This is a genomic window from Alcanivorax sp. UBA3183 (genome assembly GCF_002364155.1).
GTDB classification, from domain to species: domain Bacteria; phylum Pseudomonadota; class Gammaproteobacteria; order Pseudomonadales; family Alcanivoracaceae; genus Alcanivorax; species Alcanivorax jadensis.
Window position 1 is genome coordinate 46729 of sequence record NZ_DEXN01000024.1, and the last position, 17461, is coordinate 64189.

20 protein-coding genes are annotated in these 17461 nt (G+C 60.3%); 14 read left to right on the forward strand and 6 right to left on the reverse strand.

Translation table 11 applies throughout. The annotated features are described in order from the left end of the window. On the forward strand, nucleotides 1-341 hold a 341-nt coding region (locus B3Q33_RS09790), incomplete at its 5' end, for a hypothetical protein (protein WP_286827506.1). 89 nt (nucleotides 342-430) lie between these two features. Here the strand turns inward: B3Q33_RS09790 and B3Q33_RS09795 are convergent. Together B3Q33_RS09795 and B3Q33_RS09800 are read right to left on the reverse strand one after the other, a co-directional pair. Continuing rightward, the gene (locus tag B3Q33_RS09795) at nucleotides 431-619 is read right to left on the reverse strand and encodes a hypothetical protein (protein ID WP_272961452.1); all 189 of its coding nucleotides are present in this window, start codon (nucleotides 617-619) and stop codon (nucleotides 431-433) included. Nucleotides 620-786: 167 nt separating this feature from the next. After that, nucleotides 787-1623, reverse strand: coding sequence for an SDR family oxidoreductase (locus tag B3Q33_RS09800; protein ID WP_272961453.1), 837 nt, complete (start codon nucleotides 1621-1623; stop codon nucleotides 787-789). A 122-nt stretch (nucleotides 1624-1745) separates the two neighbouring features. Here B3Q33_RS09800 and B3Q33_RS09805 point away from each other — a divergent pair, with 122 nt between their 5' ends. The 3 genes from B3Q33_RS09805 (at nucleotide 1746) to B3Q33_RS09815 (ending at nucleotide 3433) form a co-directional block, all read left to right on the forward strand. After that, nucleotides 1746-2759: an AraC family transcriptional regulator gene (locus B3Q33_RS09805; RefSeq protein ID WP_035250015.1), complete on the forward strand. Its 1014-nt coding sequence runs from the start codon at nucleotides 1746-1748 to the stop codon at nucleotides 2757-2759. A gap of 71 nt (nucleotides 2760-2830) precedes the next feature. Then, the gene (locus B3Q33_RS09810) at nucleotides 2831-3235 is read left to right on the forward strand and encodes an HIT domain-containing protein (protein WP_272962032.1); all 405 of its coding nucleotides are present in this window, start codon (nucleotides 2831-2833) and stop codon (nucleotides 3233-3235) included. A 3-nt stretch (nucleotides 3236-3238) separates the two neighbouring features. Further along, nucleotides 3239-3433: a CPXCG motif-containing cysteine-rich protein gene (locus tag B3Q33_RS09815; RefSeq protein WP_035250019.1), complete on the forward strand. Its 195-nt coding sequence runs from the start codon at nucleotides 3239-3241 to the stop codon at nucleotides 3431-3433. Nucleotides 3434-3738: 305 nt separating this feature from the next. On the opposite strand, the gene B3Q33_RS09820 is transcribed toward B3Q33_RS09815, so the two are convergent. The 3 genes from B3Q33_RS09820 to B3Q33_RS09830 all read right to left on the reverse strand — a co-directional run bounded on the left by B3Q33_RS09820 (nucleotide 3739) and on the right by B3Q33_RS09830 (nucleotide 5652). Further along, nucleotides 3739-4023, reverse strand: a complete 285-nt coding sequence (locus B3Q33_RS09820; protein WP_272962031.1) for a SelT/SelW/SelH family protein — start codon at nucleotides 4021-4023, stop codon at nucleotides 3739-3741. Further along, nucleotides 4023-4604 carry a YajG family lipoprotein gene (locus B3Q33_RS09825; RefSeq protein WP_272962030.1) on the reverse strand — a complete coding sequence of 194 codons (582 nt, stop codon included), beginning with the start codon at nucleotides 4602-4604 and terminating at the stop codon, nucleotides 4023-4025. Before B3Q33_RS09825 ends, B3Q33_RS09820 begins: the two co-directional genes overlap by 1 nt. Nucleotides 4605-4680: 76 nt before the next feature. After that, nucleotides 4681-5652, reverse strand: coding sequence for a polyprenyl synthetase family protein (locus B3Q33_RS09830; RefSeq protein ID WP_273010080.1), 972 nt, complete (start codon nucleotides 5650-5652; stop codon nucleotides 4681-4683). A 239-nt stretch (nucleotides 5653-5891) separates the two neighbouring features. Here B3Q33_RS09830 and rplU point away from each other — a divergent pair, with 239 nt between their 5' ends. From rplU to proB, 4 genes are all read left to right on the forward strand, one after another. Next, nucleotides 5892-6203 (forward strand): 50S ribosomal protein L21, encoded by a 312-nt coding sequence (gene rplU, locus B3Q33_RS09835; protein WP_007148862.1) that lies wholly within the window; start codon nucleotides 5892-5894, stop codon nucleotides 6201-6203. Between the two features lie 30 nt (nucleotides 6204-6233). Next, nucleotides 6234-6494 (forward strand): 50S ribosomal protein L27, encoded by a 261-nt coding sequence (rpmA, locus tag B3Q33_RS09840; RefSeq protein ID WP_035250027.1) that lies wholly within the window; start codon nucleotides 6234-6236, stop codon nucleotides 6492-6494. A 439-nt stretch (nucleotides 6495-6933) separates the two neighbouring features. Then, nucleotides 6934-8118 carry an Obg family GTPase CgtA gene (cgtA, locus tag B3Q33_RS09845; protein ID WP_273010078.1) on the forward strand — a complete coding sequence of 395 codons (1185 nt, stop codon included), beginning with the start codon at nucleotides 6934-6936 and terminating at the stop codon, nucleotides 8116-8118. 23 nt (nucleotides 8119-8141) lie between these two features. Continuing rightward, nucleotides 8142-9254, forward strand: a complete 1113-nt coding sequence (gene proB, locus B3Q33_RS09850) for a glutamate 5-kinase (protein WP_035250029.1) — start codon at nucleotides 8142-8144, stop codon at nucleotides 9252-9254. 151 nt (nucleotides 9255-9405) lie between these two features. Here the strand turns inward: proB and rpsT are convergent, their stop codons facing one another. Beyond that, nucleotides 9406-9672, reverse strand: a complete 267-nt coding sequence (rpsT, locus tag B3Q33_RS09855; protein ID WP_035250031.1) for a 30S ribosomal protein S20 — start codon at nucleotides 9670-9672, stop codon at nucleotides 9406-9408. A 226-nt stretch (nucleotides 9673-9898) separates the two neighbouring features. Between rpsT and murJ the strand changes: the two genes are divergently transcribed. The 6 genes from murJ (at nucleotide 9899) to ispH (ending at nucleotide 17409) form a co-directional block, all read left to right on the forward strand. Continuing rightward, nucleotides 9899-11464 carry a murein biosynthesis integral membrane protein MurJ gene (murJ, locus tag B3Q33_RS09860; RefSeq protein ID WP_272961736.1) on the forward strand — a complete coding sequence of 522 codons (1566 nt, stop codon included), beginning with the start codon at nucleotides 9899-9901 and terminating at the stop codon, nucleotides 11462-11464. Nucleotides 11465-11615: 151 nt separating this feature from the next. Beyond that, nucleotides 11616-12596 (forward strand): bifunctional riboflavin kinase/FAD synthetase, encoded by a 981-nt coding sequence (gene ribF / locus B3Q33_RS09865; protein WP_035250034.1) that lies wholly within the window; start codon nucleotides 11616-11618, stop codon nucleotides 12594-12596. After that, nucleotides 12593-15403: an isoleucine--tRNA ligase gene (ileS, locus tag B3Q33_RS09870; protein ID WP_272961737.1), complete on the forward strand. Its 2811-nt coding sequence runs from the start codon at nucleotides 12593-12595 to the stop codon at nucleotides 15401-15403. Before ribF ends, ileS begins: the two co-directional genes overlap by 4 nt. Continuing rightward, a complete protein-coding gene (lspA, locus tag B3Q33_RS09875) occupies nucleotides 15396-15920 on the forward strand; it encodes a signal peptidase II (RefSeq protein WP_052043072.1) in 525 nt (174 codons plus the stop codon). The genes ileS and lspA overlap by 8 nt, the downstream gene beginning before the upstream one ends. Next, nucleotides 15913-16383 carry an FKBP-type peptidyl-prolyl cis-trans isomerase gene (gene fkpB, locus B3Q33_RS09880; RefSeq protein WP_035250038.1) on the forward strand — a complete coding sequence of 157 codons (471 nt, stop codon included), beginning with the start codon at nucleotides 15913-15915 and terminating at the stop codon, nucleotides 16381-16383. The genes lspA and fkpB overlap by 8 nt, the downstream gene beginning before the upstream one ends. Nucleotides 16384-16473: 90 nt before the next feature. Continuing rightward, entirely contained in the window at nucleotides 16474-17409 is a 936-nt protein-coding gene (ispH, locus tag B3Q33_RS09885; RefSeq protein WP_035250040.1) for a 4-hydroxy-3-methylbut-2-enyl diphosphate reductase, read from the forward strand. The last annotated feature ends 52 nt before the right edge of the window (nucleotides 17410-17461 follow it).

The window sequence follows — 17461 nt, forward strand, 5'->3', positions numbered from 1 at the left end:
GGGCTGATGGTCGCCCGGCTCGTGCCCGCCAGTGGGAAGCGGAATTCAACGTGGCCTCCTGGGTCCGTATTGCCGGGGCCGCAGGCAAGGTGCAGTTGGTAGTGCGTTACATGGACAGCAAGGCCGACCGGGCTGTGCTGGTGGATACTGCTGACGTTGGGGGCGAGGGTAGTGCCCTGTTGTCCGGGAGTATTCGCCTGAAGCTGACCGCGGATGTGGAGCAGGTGCAGATCTCCCTGCGGCTCAGCGAGCCGGCCATGACCCATGTGGTGGAAGAGCTGTTCATGCAGCGTCGTGGCGCCGCACTGAAATCGTCCGATAAGCTGATTTCCAACTACTGATCAGACAGGAAGATGGATAAGTTGGCTGCTCCGGGCCGATGGCCGTGGCGGCCTTGTGCTGTGTTGGCTGTAGCCAAAAAATAAACGCGTCAGCCCTGCCGGCTGACGCGCTGCGGAAAATCCAGCCTGCCCTCCAGGTCGTCCTGTTCCGTGGACGCCGTGCCGTCACGGTTCACCAGGGACTCCGGCAAGCTCTGAAAATCCAGACCGGTGAGCCGGTTCAGGTTTTCCAGTGCCGTTGTCGGGCGCAGTTTTCGTAATTTCAGAATCTTGCTCATGGCATGTTCTCTCTCGCTTGGAGTTAGCAAAGCGAGAACCGTGCCAGCATTGTGAAAATATTTTTATTGTTTTTGCTCAAAGGGTTACGGAGGAAATGTGAAAAAAGTCACGGTGAAATGGGCGGAACCCGGCAGCAAGTGACAATTTTGGTAACCCTCCTTTCCTGTCAATCCAGAAAGAAATCCGGCAATAGCTTGTCATCGTCCAGATCCGGGTCCACCCGATAGCCGCTGAGATCGCTGATGCCGGCATCGCGTAGTACCTCCTCATCAATAAAGAAGTGCCCGCTAGCGTCGGCTACCGGTCTGGTGAGGATGGCCCAGGCCGCATCGGCCATGATCGATGGCTGGCGAGCAGCCTTGACGGTGGGCGCGCCGCCCAGCTGGTTCTGTACTGCAGCGGTATTGATGACGGTTTTCGGCCACAGGGCATTTACCGCTACCTTGCCGGCGTATTCGTCGGCCATCCCCAGTACACACAGGCTCATGCCGTACTTGGCCATGGTGTAGGCCACGTGGCGGCCAAACCAGTGGGGTGCCATGTTCAGTGGCGGGGCCAGGTTGAGGATGTGCGGGTTGGCGGCTTTCTTCAGATGGGGCAGGCACAGCTTGCTGGCCATGAAGGTGCCGCGACTGTTGATCTGATGCATCAGGTCGTAGGACTTCATGGTGGTGGCTTCGGTGCCGGTCAGGGAGATGGCACTGGCATTGTTGACCAGAATGTCGATGCCGCCAAAGGTGTCTACGGCCTGGTCCACGGCGGCCTGCAGCTGTTCCTCGTAGCGAATATCCCCCACGCAGGGCAGGGCTGTGCCACCCGCCTCGCGGATTTCCTCGGCCGCGGTATAGATGGTGCCCGGTAGTTTGGGGTGGGGCTCTGTGGTTTTCGCAAACAGGACGACGTTGGCGCCGTCACGGGCCGCGCGCAAGGCAATCGCCTTGCCGATGCCACGGCTGGCGCCGGTGATAAACAGGGTTTTGCCTTTGAGGTTGGCGGTGGACATGGTGCTCTCCCGGGGTTGGCGCCATCAAGTGAACGAGAGTTACTTGTCAGCGGCAGGGCGTAACGTTATGGTTGCTTCTTTCGGTCATTTGGGGCCATAGACGGCATCAGCAGGAAACAGCCATGACAATACTAAAAATGGACCCTGCGGAGTACTCGGTCTCCGCCGAATACCTGGCCCTTTTTCTGGATGTGATGTCCAGACGGGGCATTGCCAATGAGGTATTGCTGTCCGACACCGCCATTGAGCCCGGTTGCTGGCGCGATCCAAAGGCGCGGGTAACCGCCCAGGATTTTGAAAGGGTCGTGATGCGCGGTATCCAGCTTAGCGGTGAACCCTGGCTGGGCTGGGAGTTGGGCGCCGCCATGACGATTTCCTCCCACGGGTTTCTTGGTTATGCCGCCATGAGCAGTGCCACCCTCGGCGAGGCCATGGAGCTGGCGGTGAAATACTTCCGTACCCGCAGCACCCTGGTACAGCTGGATATTTTCACCGATGGCGACATGGCGGTGATGCAGATCGATGAGTTGCTGGCGCTGGGTGGGTTGGCGCCGGTAATGATGGAAAGCCTGTTCGCCAGTTTTCACTTCATGGGCCAGAAGTTGTTGCCGGACATGGAGATTATTGGCGAGCTGCGTTTTACCTACCCGGAACCGGAGTACTTTGCGCGCATGCGCCCGGTGATGCCGGTGCCGGTATATTTCGATTGTGCCTACAATCAAATGCGCTTTCCGGTGGAACGTCTGGACTATGAGCTGCAGTTTGCCGACCCGCGCCTGGCACGCATGGCAGCGGACCAGTGTGAGCAGGAGATGGCCTCCATCAAGGCGCCGCCAGCCCTGCTTGGCCAGGTACGGCGGATCATTCTGGGCGGCGGTGGGCGCTTTCCCGGGGTGGAAGAGGTGGCCAGTGAGCTACATATGTCTTCACGGACCCTAAAGCGCAAGCTGCAGCAATTGGGTACCAGTTATCAGGAGGTGCTGGATGGTTTGCGCAAGGGCCTGGCGGTGGAGTACCTGACCCAGACAGATAAGACCGTGGACGAGATCGCCATGAGTCTGGGCTATTCTGATGCCTCCAATTTTGCCCGGGCGTTTCGGCGCTGGACCCTGCGCAGCCCTTCAGATTATCGATAAGAGACGCTGCATGTTTCACGCAGGGAGTTGCGTGAAGCGTGTTGCGCGTTGTTGTCCATCAAGGAGACATCATGGCCACACTGCATCCCCGTCTTGCTGCTGATACCCGTGACCTGGGGGAAACCGACTTGTGCTGGCTGCGCTGGATGAATGACCGGCGCTTTGCCTGGCTGATCGTGGTGCCCAAGCGTGATGGTCTGCGCGAATGGCATCATTTGCCCAGTACGGAGCAGCAGTTGCTACTGCAACAGGTCAATGGCCTGGCGGCGGAGCTGGAGCGGGTGACCGGGGCGGACAAGATCAATATCGGCGCCCTGGGCAATATGGTGCCGCAACTGCATATTCATATCATCGCCCGCTTTGAGGGAGATCCCTGCTGGCCCGGTCCGGTCTGGGGACAGGGCCAGCCTGAACCCTGGGCAGAAGGGGAGGCGCCGCAGTGGCTGCAGGGGCTGATCATCGCGGAGGTGGGCTAGCTTATGGCGGGACTGGTACCGGTGACCGTGCAATGCCCCCATTGCTGGGAGCCCATCGAGGTGCTGATTGATACGTCGGTGGCGGAGCAGGAATACGTGGAAGACTGTCAGGTGTGCTGCCAGCCGTTGCTGTTTACGGTGGCGGTACCGTTCGACAGTGAAGAGCCGCAAGTAGATGTGCGGCCGGAGAATGAATAGCCCGCCCCTGTGAGGTTGACCCGGCGTTGCCGTAGGAGCGTCGCTGGCGGCGCGATAGCCAGGAGCATGTTGCCCTGAGCTGTTTCGAAGCCGCTGTAGGAGCTCCTCTCGAGGGGCGAGCCACGCGTCAGCGTGGAAATTCCCCGCGGGCGATCAGGAGTATCAGGGCTTTACAGGTTCCATTGCTGGCCTGCCTCGCTATGCTCAGTTCGCCCCTCGAGAGGAGCTCCTACAGCAGCGTTGTAGAAAGTGTTTTGCGGCGCTGGTTATCGCGTTGTCCGCGACGCTCAGTGGAGTAGTGGGTATCAGGCGTCCTTGCGATCAATATGCCCCAGCTCCCGCTCCGGGCAGACCACATCCCGCACCCGTCGCTTCAACTCGGTAATGTCCGGAAAACCGCCATCTGCCTCGCGTTCCCAGATCGGCTGGCCATTAGCTTCGATGCGGAATGCTCCGCCTGTGCCCGGTTGCAGGGCCACTTCATCCAGTTCGTCGCTGAAGGTGGTCAGCAATTCCTGCGCGTACCAGGCGCTGCGCAGCAGCCAGTTGCACTGGCTGCAGTAGTGAATGGCGACGCGGTTGCCTGGCATCAGGGCGTGTAGTTACCCGCCAGGAAGGCCAGCATTTCCGGATCCTTGAGCAGGCGGTTGATGGCGCCGCTGAGGATGTCGTTGACCATCTGTTGGTTGCGGTTGGCCGAGGGGGTCAGAGGCAGGTCATGAACTACGCTGCTTTTGTAGGTGCCGGTGTGAAGCACGTCGCCGCGGCTGGCTTCGGCCAGCAGGGTGAGAGTCAGGGTCACTTCATTGACCACTGAGCCTTCTTCGGGCACATAGTCCAGCTGTTCCAGGCGAACCTCCAGGCGAGTGGCATCTTCGCCGGGGTTGAAGGCATTGAAGCCCTGGGTTTGCAGCCCTTTGCGAATGGCATCTTCGATAGCGCTTTTTACATCATTGGCGGGGCGCACCAAGGCGGTGTTTTTATACACGCCGCCGCGGGTGCCGAAGGCTTCCTGGTCACGGGAATCCACCGCCAGAACCTGCACGGGCTGATTCTGGCCAACATTGGTGGCCTCCACATCGGCAACCGGTTTGACGTCAATCATCTGCGGGCTGAGGGCGCAGCCGGCAAAGGTGGCACTCAGGGCAAGAACTAGCACAGCGCGTAACATAAGGACTCCTTGGTGACAGGTTCAGCCAACACGCGGCGCATCAATATTTCGTGCAGCGTGTTGCCTGTTGCGGTTTTCAATAGGTCCGCTTGAGAGATTCTTCCGCCAGGGTGAACAGGGTCTCCTTGTAAGGGGAGGCCGGCACCGCGGCGATGGCGTCCAGGGCCAGGCGCGTATGCTCGGCGGCCTTGTCCACCGTATATTGCAGACCACCGCTGGCCTGAACGGTTTCAATAATATGCTGCAGATGGTCCAGGCCGCCGTTGCGAATGGCATCCTTGATCAGTGTGGCCTGCTCCGCACTGCCGTTGGCGATGGTGTAGATCAGCGGCAGGGTGGGTTTGCCCTCGGCCAGGTCGTCGCCCACGTTCTTGCCCAGCTCGTTGGCTTCGCCCTGGTAGTCCAGCACATCGTCGATAAGCTGAAAGGCAATGCCCAGATGGCGGCCGTAGGCGGCGAAGGCATCCACGAAGTCAGTGTTTTCGTCGGCCCCCAGAACGGCGCCGGTTTCCGCCGCCGATTCAAACATCTTGGCGGTCTTGTGATGAATCACCCGCATGTAGTTGTCTTCGCTGGTGTTGGGGTCGCGCACATTGATCAGCTGCAGCACCTCACCCTCGGAGATGGTATTGGTGCTCTGGGAGAAAATATCCAGCAACCGAGAATGCCTGAGGCCCACCATTAGCTGCAGGGCGCGGGAAATCAGGAAATCGCCCACCAGGACGCTGGCGGCATTGCCCCATACCGCATTGACCGTGGGCCGTCCGCGGCGCAAGTTGGACTCATCCACCACATCATCGTGGAGCAGAGTCGCGGTATGCAGGAACTCGATAATGGCGGCCACATCCACATGGCGCTCGCCATGATAGCCCGAGGCGCGGGCACACAGGATGGACACCAGCGGACGCAGGCGTTTGCCACCGGACTGGACGATATAATCCCCCACCTCGCGGATCAGCGGGACATTGGAATCCAGGTGGTGGTTGATAAACTGGTTCACCGCCGCGAAGTCATCTTCGACGACAGCATAAATGGCCTTGAAATCCATGCACTTGTGTCCAGACAGAAGGTGGGCGCAACAGCGGGCAATGCTAGCAGTGGCTGGCGGCTAGTCAAGGAAAGCCCATTCCCTGTGAAGGCCGCGGCAGCGGGCAGAATCAGGGCTTGTTCAGGGGCGGTGTTTCACGTACACTTCGCGACCCAATTTCATCCTCTGCCTGGCCTGCAAGTGACGATGCTTCTGAACTGGAGTCGTCCGCCTGAGTGGAGTCGTGCTGGAGCACATGCATGTACGCAGTAATCAAAACCGGTGGCAAGCAGTATCGCGTTGAAGAAGGCGATGTTGTGCGCATCGAGAAAATTGAAGTGGCCACCGGCGAATCCGTGGATTTCGACCAGGTGCTGCTGGTTGCCAACGGCGATGACGTGAAAGTCGGCCAGCCGATGCTGGATGGCGCCAAGGTAACCGCTGAAGTGCTGGAGCAGGGCCGTCACAAGAAAATCAAGATTGTGAAGTTCCGTCGTCGCAAGCACTCCCGCAAGCAACAAGGTCATCGCCAGTGGTACACGGCGGTGAAAATCACCGGGATCCAGGGCTGATCCTTAGACATTTGAAGAGAGGATTGAGACATGGCACATAAGAAAGCCGGTGGTAGTACTCGTAACGGTCGCGATTCGGAAAGTAAACGCCTTGGCGTAAAGCGCTTTGGCGGTCAATTGGTCAGCGCAGGCGAAATCATCGTTCGTCAGCGTGGCACCAAATTCCACGCTGGTGGTAACACCGGCATGGGCAAAGACCACACCATCTTTGCCAAGGAAACCGGTCGCGTTAAGTTTGAAACCAAGGGTCCGCTGAGCCGCAAGTTTGTGGTGATCGAGCCCGTGGCCTGATCCGCAAGGGTCGGTAAGAACCTGTTCGCGCTCTATACGCAGCAGCGTTGCCACTAAAAAAGCCGCCAGGCAAGGCGTGAACCGCAGGGCCTGACGGGTCAAGTTCAAGGTTCACAACACGGCATGGCGGCTTTTTTAGTGGCAACCCGAAGGGCCGGGCCCCTTTTGCCGCCAGCCCGCGATTGCGCTTGCTTATGTAGAATGACTACACGGCACAATCGCAATCACGACCTGGCGACAAAATTGACTCCGGCGCTGCTGCGTATAGAGCGCGAACAGGTTCTCAAAGCCCCGCGAGGCTCCTGCCCGCGGGGCTTTTTTGTGTCAGGCTGCTTGCAAGCGGCGTGGGCAATAGCACGCGAACAGATCCAGGACATTGTGGTGAGTGGCCCGTGTGCTGCCCTACAATGGCATCCATCCAGTAATAGAGTGTCCCCCAATGCAATTTGTCGATGAAGCCACCATTGAAGTTCACGCCGGTAAAGGCGGTGATGGCTGTCTGAGTTTCCGGCGCGAAAAATACGTGGAATTCGGCGGTCCGGATGGTGGCGACGGCGGCGCCGGTGGCAGTGTGCTGGTGAAGGCGGATACCAATCTGAATACTCTGGTGGATTACCGCTACGACCGCAATTTCAAAGCCCGTAACGGCGAGGGCGGCAAGGGGCGGCAGATGACCGGTAAATCCGCTGATGACGTGGTGTTGCTGGTGCCGGTGGGTACTACCATCGTCGATGTGGATACCGATGAGGTGCTGGCGGATCTGACCGATCCGGAGAAGCCGGTAATGATCGCCCTGGGCGGTCGCGGCGGGCTCGGTAATATTCATTTCAAGAGCAGCACCAACCAGGCCCCGCGCAAGATTACCAAGGGCAAGCCGGGTGAATCCCGTCGCCTGCGCCTGGAATTGAAAGTGCTGGCGGATGTGGGGCTGCTGGGCATGCCCAATGCCGGCAAGAGCACCCTGATCCGGGCCATTTCTGCCGCCAAACCCAAGGTGGCGGATTATCCGTTTACCACCCTGGTGCCCAATCTTGGCGTGGTGAAGGCGGATCGCCATCGCAGTTTTGTGGTGGCTGATATTCCCGGCCTGATCGAAGGGGCCGCAGAGGGTGCAGGTTTGGGGATTCGTTTCCTCAAGCATCTGGCGCGTACCCGCCTGTTGCTGCATGTGGTGGATCTGGCGCCCATGGATGGCAGCAGTCCGGCCGATCACATTGATGCCATTGCCGACGAGCTGGACCGTTTTTCTCCGGCTCTGGCCGAACAGGAGCGCTGGCTGGTGTTCAACAAGATTGATCTACTGGCGGATGATGAAGCGCAGACGCAGGCGGATGCCATCGTTGAGGAGCTGGGCTGGCAGGGGCCGGTGTTCCGCATTTCCGCTGCTGCGGGTGTGGGCTGCGAAGACCTGGTCTACGCCCTGATGAATGCTATTGAAGACCGTCGCCGGCTGGAACAGGAAGATCCGGATTATGCCGCCGCGCAGCAGGATCTGCGGGCTCGTCTGGAAGAAGAAGCCCGCGAGAAGGTGCAGGAGCTCAAGGCGGATGCACGCCGGGCCCGCCAGAATGATGATGACGACGACGATGATGACCACGATGTGGAAGTGGTTTACGAACCCTGATCAAGCGTGACTAAGGAGTGGGTGTGGCGGACCGCCAGCGTTGGGTAATCAAGATAGGCAGTGCCCTGCTGACTAATGACGGCAAGGGGCTGGATTGTGCGTTGATGCAGTCCTGGGTGGACCGCATGGTGGCGCTGCGTGAGCAGGGCATCGAAGTGGTGATTGTGTCCTCCGGCGCCGTGGCGGAAGGAATGACCCGGCTGGGTTGGACCTCCCGTCCGGATTCCGTGCACGAGCTGCAGGCCGCTGCTGCGGTGGGCCAGATGGGGCTGGTGCAGGCCTGGGAGTCGCGCTTTCAGAAGCACAATCTGCACACCGCCCAGGTGCTCCTTACCCACGATGACTTGTCCGATCGCAAACGCTACCTCAATGCCCGCTCCACGCTGCTGACCCTGCTGGGCTTTTCGGTGGTGCCGGTGGTGAACGAGAACGATACCGTGGTCACCGATGAAATCCGCTTTGGCGACAACGATACCCTGGCGGCTCTGGTGGCGAATCTGATCGAGGCGGACCGGCTGGTGATTCTCACCGACCAAGATGGGCTCTTCGACGCCGACCCACGTAGCAATCCCCAGGCAGCATTGATCCGCGAGGCACGGGCGTCGGACCCGGATATTGCCCGAGTGGCTGGCGGTGGCGGATTATTGGGGCGTGGAGGCATGGCCACCAAGGTGCGTGCCGCCAAGCTGGCTGCCCGCTCTGGGGCGTCGACGACCATTGCCTCCGGGCGCAGCCCGCAGGTGTTGGCAGAGCTGGCCCAGGGGCAGGGGCCGGGCACCACATTGTTGCCGGATACCTCGCCCATGAATGCCCGCAAGCAGTGGCTGGCCGGGCATCTGCAGATGCGTGGCCGTGTGGTGCTGGATGCCGGTGCGGTGCGCCGTATCCGCGATGGCGGCTCCAGCCTGCTGCCGGTGGGTGTGGTGGATGTGTTCGGCCAGTTCTCACGGGGGGAAATGGTGGCCTGTGAGAGCGAGCAGGGCGAGCGTATCGGCTGTGGCCTGGCCAACTATGACGCTGCCGACGCACGCCGCATCTGTAGAAAGAAAAGTACCGAGATTGCCGATGTGCTGGGCTACATGAATGAAGAGGAACTGATCCACCGGGATAATATGGTGGTGTTCGACGTCGGCTGATGTGGGAAGCGAGTCTCGAGTTTTCGAGTTTCGAGAAGCGAAAGGCAAAACCGGTTTGGCCCTTCGAAACTCGCTTCTCGCAACTCGTCACTGATTTCCAGGCATAAAAAAACCGGCCAATGGCCGGTTTTTTAACGCGAACGCGTCAGAATCAGGCAGCCATGGCCTTGATCTTGGCGTTCAGGCGGCTCTTGTGGCGAGCTGCCTTGTTCGGGTGAAACTTGCCCTTGCGGGTGGCTTTATCCAGCACAGACACCGCCTGGGTATAAGCTTCCTGAGCGCTGCCTTGGTCGCCGGACGCAATAGCCGCGTTCACCTTTTTCAGGTATGTGCGCACCATGGAGCGCATCGCTGCGTTGTGCTGACGGCGGTTTTCCGCCTGACGCGCACGCTTGCGTGCTTGCGGTGAGTTAGCCAAGGTCCTGCTCCTATACTTTTAAATTCGAAGGTCAAATTCGGGTTGTGACACTGGCCGCTGGGGCCGACCCTACCTGTTGTGATCAAAAAACACGCGGGTCATGGTCTAAAGACGCGCAACTATGCCGATCCGACGGCCCGATGTCAATGGGCTGTGGGGGCGGAAATCATCATTCTGGCGGTTTGGGCGACCTTTGTTTACTCTTGCCCGGTTTGCTGGAGGCATCATGACCGAACCCACAGAAAAGACCCCGAAAAAAGCCGGTTTAATGGCCTCCACCGCCCTGGTGGCGACCATGACCATGCTGTCGCGGGTGCTCGGGCTGGTCCGGGATGTGGTGATCGCCCGTATGCTGGGGGCTTCCGCCGGGGCCGATGCCTTCTTCGTGGCCCTGAAAATCCCCAATTTTTTCCGTCGCCTGTTTGCCGAAGGGGCCTTTAACCAGGCGTTTGTGCCGGTGCTCAGCGAGTATCGAAGCAAAGGCAGCATGGCGGCCACCAAGCTGTTGGTGGACCGGGTGGCCGGCACCCTGGGAACCGTGGTGGCGTTGATCACGCTGGTGGGGATGCTGGCGGCGGCGGGGGTGGTGTGGCTGTTTGCTCCCGGTTTTGGCGATGATCCGGTGAAACGGGCGCTGACCGTGGAAATGCTGCGGCTGACCTTCCCCTATCTGTTCTTTATTTCCCTGACCGCCTTTGCCGGCGGCATTCTCAATTCCTGGAACCGCTTTGCGGTGCCGGCCTTTACCCCGGTGCTGTTGAACCTGAGTCTGATCGGCTGCGCCCTGTTCCTGGCGCCGCAGTTTGCCGAAGATCGCATGGCGGTGGCGCTGGCCTGGGGGGTGTTGATCGCCGGGGTGGCGCAGCTGCTGTTCCAGTTGCCGTTCCTGGCGCGGTTGAACCTGATGCCGGTGCCGCGCATGGGCTGGTCGGATCCGGGGGTGCGCAAGATCATGACATTGATGATTCCGGCCCTGTTCGGGGCGTCGGTCTATCAGCTCAACTCCCTGGTCAATACGGTGCTGGCGTCACTGCTGGAAACCGGTTCGGTGACCTGGCTCTATTATACGGACCGGCTGATCGAGCTGCCGTTGGGCATTTTCGCGGTGGCCATTGGCACGGTGATCCTGCCCAGCCTGTCCAGCAAACATGTGGATGCGTCCAGCGAGGCGTTTTCCCGTACTCTGGATTGGGCTATCCGCATGGTGCTGCTGATTGGTCTGCCGGCGGCGCTGGCGTTGGCAGTATTGGCCGAGCCGCTGCTGTCCACCCTGTTCCAGTACGGTGAATTCACTGCCTTTGATGTGGCGAAAACGGCGGAATCCCTGCGCGCTTACAGTACCGGCCTGTTGGCGGCCATGCTGATCAAGGTGCTGGCGCCAGGCTTCTATGCCCGTCAGGACACCCGCACCCCGGTGAAGATCGGTGTGATTGCCATGCTGGCGAATATGGCGTTCGGCGCCATGCTGGTGTGGGAGTGGCACCATGTGGGGCTGGCGACGGCCATGGCGCTGTCCGCCTGGCTTAATGCCGGGCTGTTGTATCTTGGGCTGCGTCGGGCCGGGGTTTATCAGCCGCTCAAGGGCTGGTTGTTACTCTGGGGGCGGATGGTGTTTGCTGGTATTGCCATGGCGGCGGTCACCTACTGGTTGTCGTTGCAGACCCAGGCCTGGACCGAGGCAGGTGTCTGGAACCGGATCGGCTGGCTCAGCCTGATTGTCGCTTCCGGGCTGGCTATCTATGGCACCAGTCTGCTGGTATTGGGGTTGCGCCCCCGGCACTTGCGTCGCTAATTTCCGGCAAGAGGTGCAAAGGGCGTTGTCTTTACTCCCTGTGAGCACCATGTCTTTGGCGGTTAACCGTTTTTCCCGCCGGCAGGTCACGGGCGCATACAAAACCATCGACGAGCCTGTATAATCGGGCGTCTTTTGAGACGAGGATGAGATGCGACTGATTCGCGGCATTCACAATCTGCGCGACAGGCATCGCGGCTGCGTGGCCACCATCGGCAATTTCGATGGGGTGCATCAGGGGCATCAGCGGATTCTGGATCAGGTGATCGCAGAAGCCCGCCGCCGTGGACTGAAGGCCACGGTGATGCTGTTCGAGCCGCAACCTCAGGAATTTTTTGCTCCGCAGCAGGCGCCGGCCCGGCTCATGTCCCTGCGCGACAAGCTGATTGCCCTGCGTAACGCCGGGGTGGATCAGGTGCTGTGCGTGCGATTTGACGAGCGTTTCCGCTCTTTGACCGCTGAAGCCTTTGTGCAATCCCTGTTGGTGGATGGGCTAGGGGTGGAATACCTGGTGGTGGGTGATGATTTCCGTTTCGGTTGTGGTCGCGACGGGGATTTCGCCTACCTGCAGCAGGCTGGCGGGCAGTTCGGTTTCGCTGTGACAGATACCGCCACCTGCGAAATCCATGGCGAGCGGGTGTCCAGCACCCGGGTGCGAGCGGCGCTCAGCGCCGGCGATTTTGCCCTGGCGGAAACCTTACTGGGTCGCCCCTTTGCCATCAGTGGTCGGGTGCGTCATGGCGACAAGATCGGTCGCACCCTGGATTTGCCCACGGTGAATCTGGCGCTGAAGCGTCTGCACTCGCCGCTGGCAGGGGTGTTTGCCGTGACGGTGACTGGCGCCGGGCTCACGGACCAGGCCGGTGCTGCCAATATGGGCGACCGGCCGACGGTAAACGGCACGGAAAATCGCCTGGAAGTGCATCTGTTGGATTATCGTGAAGAGAGTAACGATGCCGGGGCCGGCAAGGACAGCCTGTACGACAAGCATTTGACGGTTGCCTTTCGCCATTATGTGCGGGCGGAAGAGAAATTCGCGGATCTGGATCAGCTCAAGACTGCCATCTGGCAGGACGTGAAAGCGGTCCGGGACTACTTTGAAAAGACGGGATTATCTAAGACGGGACTATGACGGACTACAAGGCAACGCTTAATCTTCCCCAAACCGACTTTCCCATGAAAGCCGGCTTGTCCCAGCGCGAACCGGCGCGTCTGAAAGAGTGGCAGCAAAAGCAGCTCTACCAGAAGATCCGTGAGGCCTTTGCCGGCCGTCCCAAGTTCATTCTTCACGATGGCCCGCCGTACGCCAACGGCGACATTCATATTGGCCATGCGGTGAACAAGATCCTCAAGGACATGATCGTCAAGTCCCGTACCCTGGCCGGCTTTGATGCCCCCTATGTGCCGGGCTGGGACTGCCATGGCCTTCCCATCGAACTGATGGTGGAAAAGAAGGTCGGCAAGGCCGGGCACAAAGTCGATGCGAGTACTTTCCGCAAGAAGTGCCGTGAATACGCCAGCAAGCAGGTGAATGGCCAGAAGGCGGACTTCATGCGCCTGGGCGTGTTCGGCGACTGGGACAATCCCTACCTGACCATGGATTACGCCTTCGAGGCGAACATCATCCGTTCCCTGGGCAAGATCGTCGACAACGGCCACCTGCAGCAGGGCTTCAAGCCGGTGCACTGGTGTCTGGACTGCGCCTCCGCCCTGGCGGAAGCGGAAGTGGAATACTACGACAAGGTGTCCCCGGCCATTGATGTGGAGTTTAGTGTGGTGGATGTGGCGGACTTTACTGCCCGTTCCGGCATCAAGGCCACCGCTCCGGCGCTGGTCATCTGGACTACCACTCCCTGGACCATCCCGGCTAACCGGGCGGTGGCGGTGCATCCGCAGCTGGACTATGTGCTGCTCAGCGGCGAGTTGGATGGCCAGCATCTTGAGCTGTTGGTGGCCGAGGCGCTGGCGGACGATCTGGTGGAGCGCTGGGGCATGGAGAGCGTAACCCGCTCAACCACAGTGAAAGGCGAAAAGCTGGAAGCATTGTCTCTGCAGCATCCGTTCCTGGGTGCGCAGGTGCCGGTGATTCTCGGTGAGCACGTGACCACCGATGCCGGTACCGGCCTGGTGCACACCGCTCCCGGCCACGGTGCCGATGACTTTGTGGTGGGCCAGCAATACGATCTGGACCCGATCAGCCCGGTGCTGGACAGCGGCCTGTTTCGTGACGACCTGCCAGTAGTGGGCGGAGTGCATGTCAGCAAGGCCAACGAGCCGGTGATCGAGGCACTGCAGGAAAGCGGTGCCTTGGTGAAGCTGGCAAAAATCGAGCACAGCTACCCGCATTGCTGGCGCCACAAGACGCCACTGATCTTCCGTGCCACCGCCCAGTGGTTTGTCTCCATGGACCAGGCCGGGCTGCTGCCCCGTGCCCGTCAGGAAATCGACAAGGTGCAGTGGCTGCCGGAGTGGGGCAAGGCCCGCATCGAAGGCATGCTCACCGACCGCCCGGACTGGTGTATCTCCCGCCAGCGTACCTGGGGCGTGCCCATTGCGCTGTTCGTGAACAAGGAAACCGGCGAGCTGCACCCGGACACCCCGGCCCTGATCGAACAGGTCGCCCAGCGGGTGGAGCAGAAAGGCATTGATGCCTGGTTCGATCTGGCGCCCGCCGAGTTGCTGGGCGAGCAGGCCGACCAGTACAGCAAGGTGACCGATACTCTGGATGTGTGGTTCGATTCCGGTGTCACTCATTACTGCGTACTGGACCAACGTCCGCAGCTGAACACCCCGGCGGACCTGTATCTGGAAGGGTCCGACCAGCATCGTGGCTGGTTCCAGTCTTCGCTGCTGACCAGCCTGGCGGTTCGCGATGCAGCACCTTACAAGACCGTCCTGACCCATGGTTTCACCGTGGATGAGCAGGGCCGCAAGATGTCCAAGTCCGTCGGCAATGTGATCGCGCCCCAGGAAGTGTGGAACGATCTGGGCGCCGATATCCTGCGTCTGTGGGTGGCAGCCACCGATTATCGTGGCGAGATGTCCGTGTCCAAGGACATCCTCAAGCAGATGGGCGATAGCTATCGTCGTATCCGTAACACCAGCCGTTTCCTGCTCTCCAACCTGAGCGGTTTCGACCCGGCCAGCGATGCGTTGCAGCCGGAGCAGATGCTGGCGTTGGATCGCTACATTGTCGATCGCGCCCTGCAACTGCAGGAAGAGATTCAGGGGCTTTACGACGGCTACCATTTCCATCAGGTCTACCAGAAGTTGCACAACTTCTGTGCCCTGGATCTGGGCGGCTTCTACCTGGATATCATCAAGGATCGCCAGTACACCACCCAGGCGGATTCCGTGGCGCGGCGCTCCTGCCAGACAGCCCTTTATCATATCGCCCAGGCGCTGGTGCGCTGGATGGCGCCGGTACTCAGCTTCACCGCCGAGGAAATCTACGAAAACCTGCCCGGCGAGCGTCTCGATTCGGTGTTCCTGGCGGAATGGTACGACGGCCTTTTCGGTCTTACCGATGCGGACATGGATCGTAATTTCTGGCAGCAGATGCAGGATGTGAAGCAGGCGGTGAACAAGGCCATCGAGAATGCCCGTCGCGACAAGCTGATCAAGGGCGGCCTCAGTGCCGAGGTGGTGCTCTATGTGGATGACCAGCAGCAGACGCTGTTGAACCGTCTGGGCGATGAGCTGCGTTTCGTCACCATTACCTCTGCGGCCACCCTCAAGCCTCTGGGGGAGGCGCCTGCCGAGCTGGAAGACACGGCGGTGAGCGGGTTGAAGGTGCAGGTGCTGGCCAGTGAGTACGGCAAGTGCGCGCGCTGCTGGCACCACCAGCCGGATGTCGGCTCCCATGCCGCGCATCCGGAGTTGTGTGGCCGTTGCGTGACGAACGTGGACGGCGAGGGTGAGGTGCGACGTTATGCCTAAAACGCCAGATATCTCATCTTCTGAAAGCAGCAAACGGCTGCTGCCAGGGCAACTAATTTGGTTGTGGCTCACCGGTGTGGTGATTGCCCTGGATCAGATCACCAAGCATATGGTGGTGGCCCGGTTTGATCTCTACGAGCGGCTGGAAGTGATGCCGTTCTTCAATCTGACCCTGGCTTATAACCCCGGTGCCGCATTCAGCTTTCTGGCGGATGCGGGGGGCTGGCAGCGCTGGTTCTTTACCGCCATTGCCCTGGGTGCTTCGGTACTGATCCTGGTCTGGCTGACCCGGCTCACCGCTGCAGAGAAACTGCAGGGCGTCGCGTTGGCGCTGATTCTGGGCGGGGCCCTGGGCAATTTCTACGACCGGCTGGTGCTGGGGCATGTGGTGGACTTTCTGGATTTCTACTGGGGTAACAGCCACTTCCCGGCCTTCAATATCGCCGACAGCGCTATCACCATTGGTGCCGGTCTGATTCTGCTGGATATGCTCCTGGGAGCCAAAAAGCATGACTGAGATTCTCCGGGCGGGCCCGGACACCCGTATCACTCTGCATTTTGCGGTGCGCCTGATGGATGGCACCGAGCTGGATTCCACCTTCGGCGGTGACCCGGCGGCCTTCGTCTGGGGTGACGAATCCCTGCTGCCGGGCTTTGAAAATGCCTTGCGCGGCCTTAAAGCCGGCGATCGCCGTAGCGTTTTCCTGGAGGCGAACAAGGCCTTCGGCGATTACAACGACGACAATGTGCAGCACTTCACCCGTAGTACCTTTGCCCAGTACGACACCCTGGAGCAGGGCATGGTGCTGAGCTTTGCGGATGCGGCTGGCGGCGAACTGCCTGGCGTGATCAGCAAGGTGGAGGATGAGTGGGTCTATGTGGATTTCAATCACCCTCTGGCCGGCCGAGACCTGACCTTCGAGGTAGAGATTATCGCCGTGGAGCGTTACGCTCCGGAGCAGCCCGTTACCCTGAACTGATTGCAGTCCGCGGCATCAGTGTCGTTGCAACGGTCGCAGAAGCGGCCCTGTACCCGTTACAATACCGGTACCAGTCAAGCAGGATCTCCTATGCAAATCCGACTCGCCAACCCCCGTGGCTTCTGTGCCGGGGTGGATCGCGCCATCGATATCGTCAACCGGGCACTGGAAGTGTTCGGGCCGCCGATCTATGTGCGCCACGAGGTGGTCCACAACCGCTATGTGGTGGACGATCTGCGTCAGCGCGGGGCGGTGTTTGTGGAGGAGCTCCACGAAGTGCCGGATGATGCCATTGTTATCTTCAGTGCCCATGGTGTTTCCAAGGCGGTGCAGCAGGAGGCGGAGCGCCGCCAGTTGAAGGTGTTCGATGCCACCTGCCCGCTGGTCACCAAGGTGCATATGGAAGTGATTCGCTACGCTCGCGAAGGCCGCGAGAGCATTCTGATTGGCCATGCCGGTCACCCGGAAGTGGAAGGCACCATGGGCCAGTACGACAAGTCCTATGGTGGTGATATCTACCTGGTGGAAGATGAGGCGGACGTGGCGACGATTCAGGTTCGTGACCCGGACACCCTGGCCTTCGTGACCCAGACCACCCTCAGTGTGGACGATACCGCGAAAGTGATCGATGCCCTGCGCGCCCGCTTTCCGAACATCCTCGGCCCCAAGCGTGAAGACATCTGCTACGCCACCACTAATCGTCAGGATGCCGTGCGCCAGCTGGCGCTGGAATGCGGGCTGGTGCTGGTGGTGGGTTCTGTGAACAGTTCCAACTCCAACCGTCTGCGGGAGCTGGCCGAACGCTGCGGCGCTGAAGCCCACCTACTCGACGACCCCTCCCAGATCGACCCTGCCTGGCTCAAGGGCAAGACCGCCGTCGGCGTCACCGCCGGCGCCAGCGCCCCCGAAGAGCTGGTCCAGCAGGTCATCGCCACCCTCAAATCCCTGGGCGGCTTTGACCCCGAGGAAATCCCCGGTCGCGAAGAGAACATCCGTTTCTCCATGCCCAAGGCGCTGCGCTCCTGATTCTGGCTGGGAAAACGTATTGGTTTCCTTTAGGGCCCCCCCTCCGCCTTTT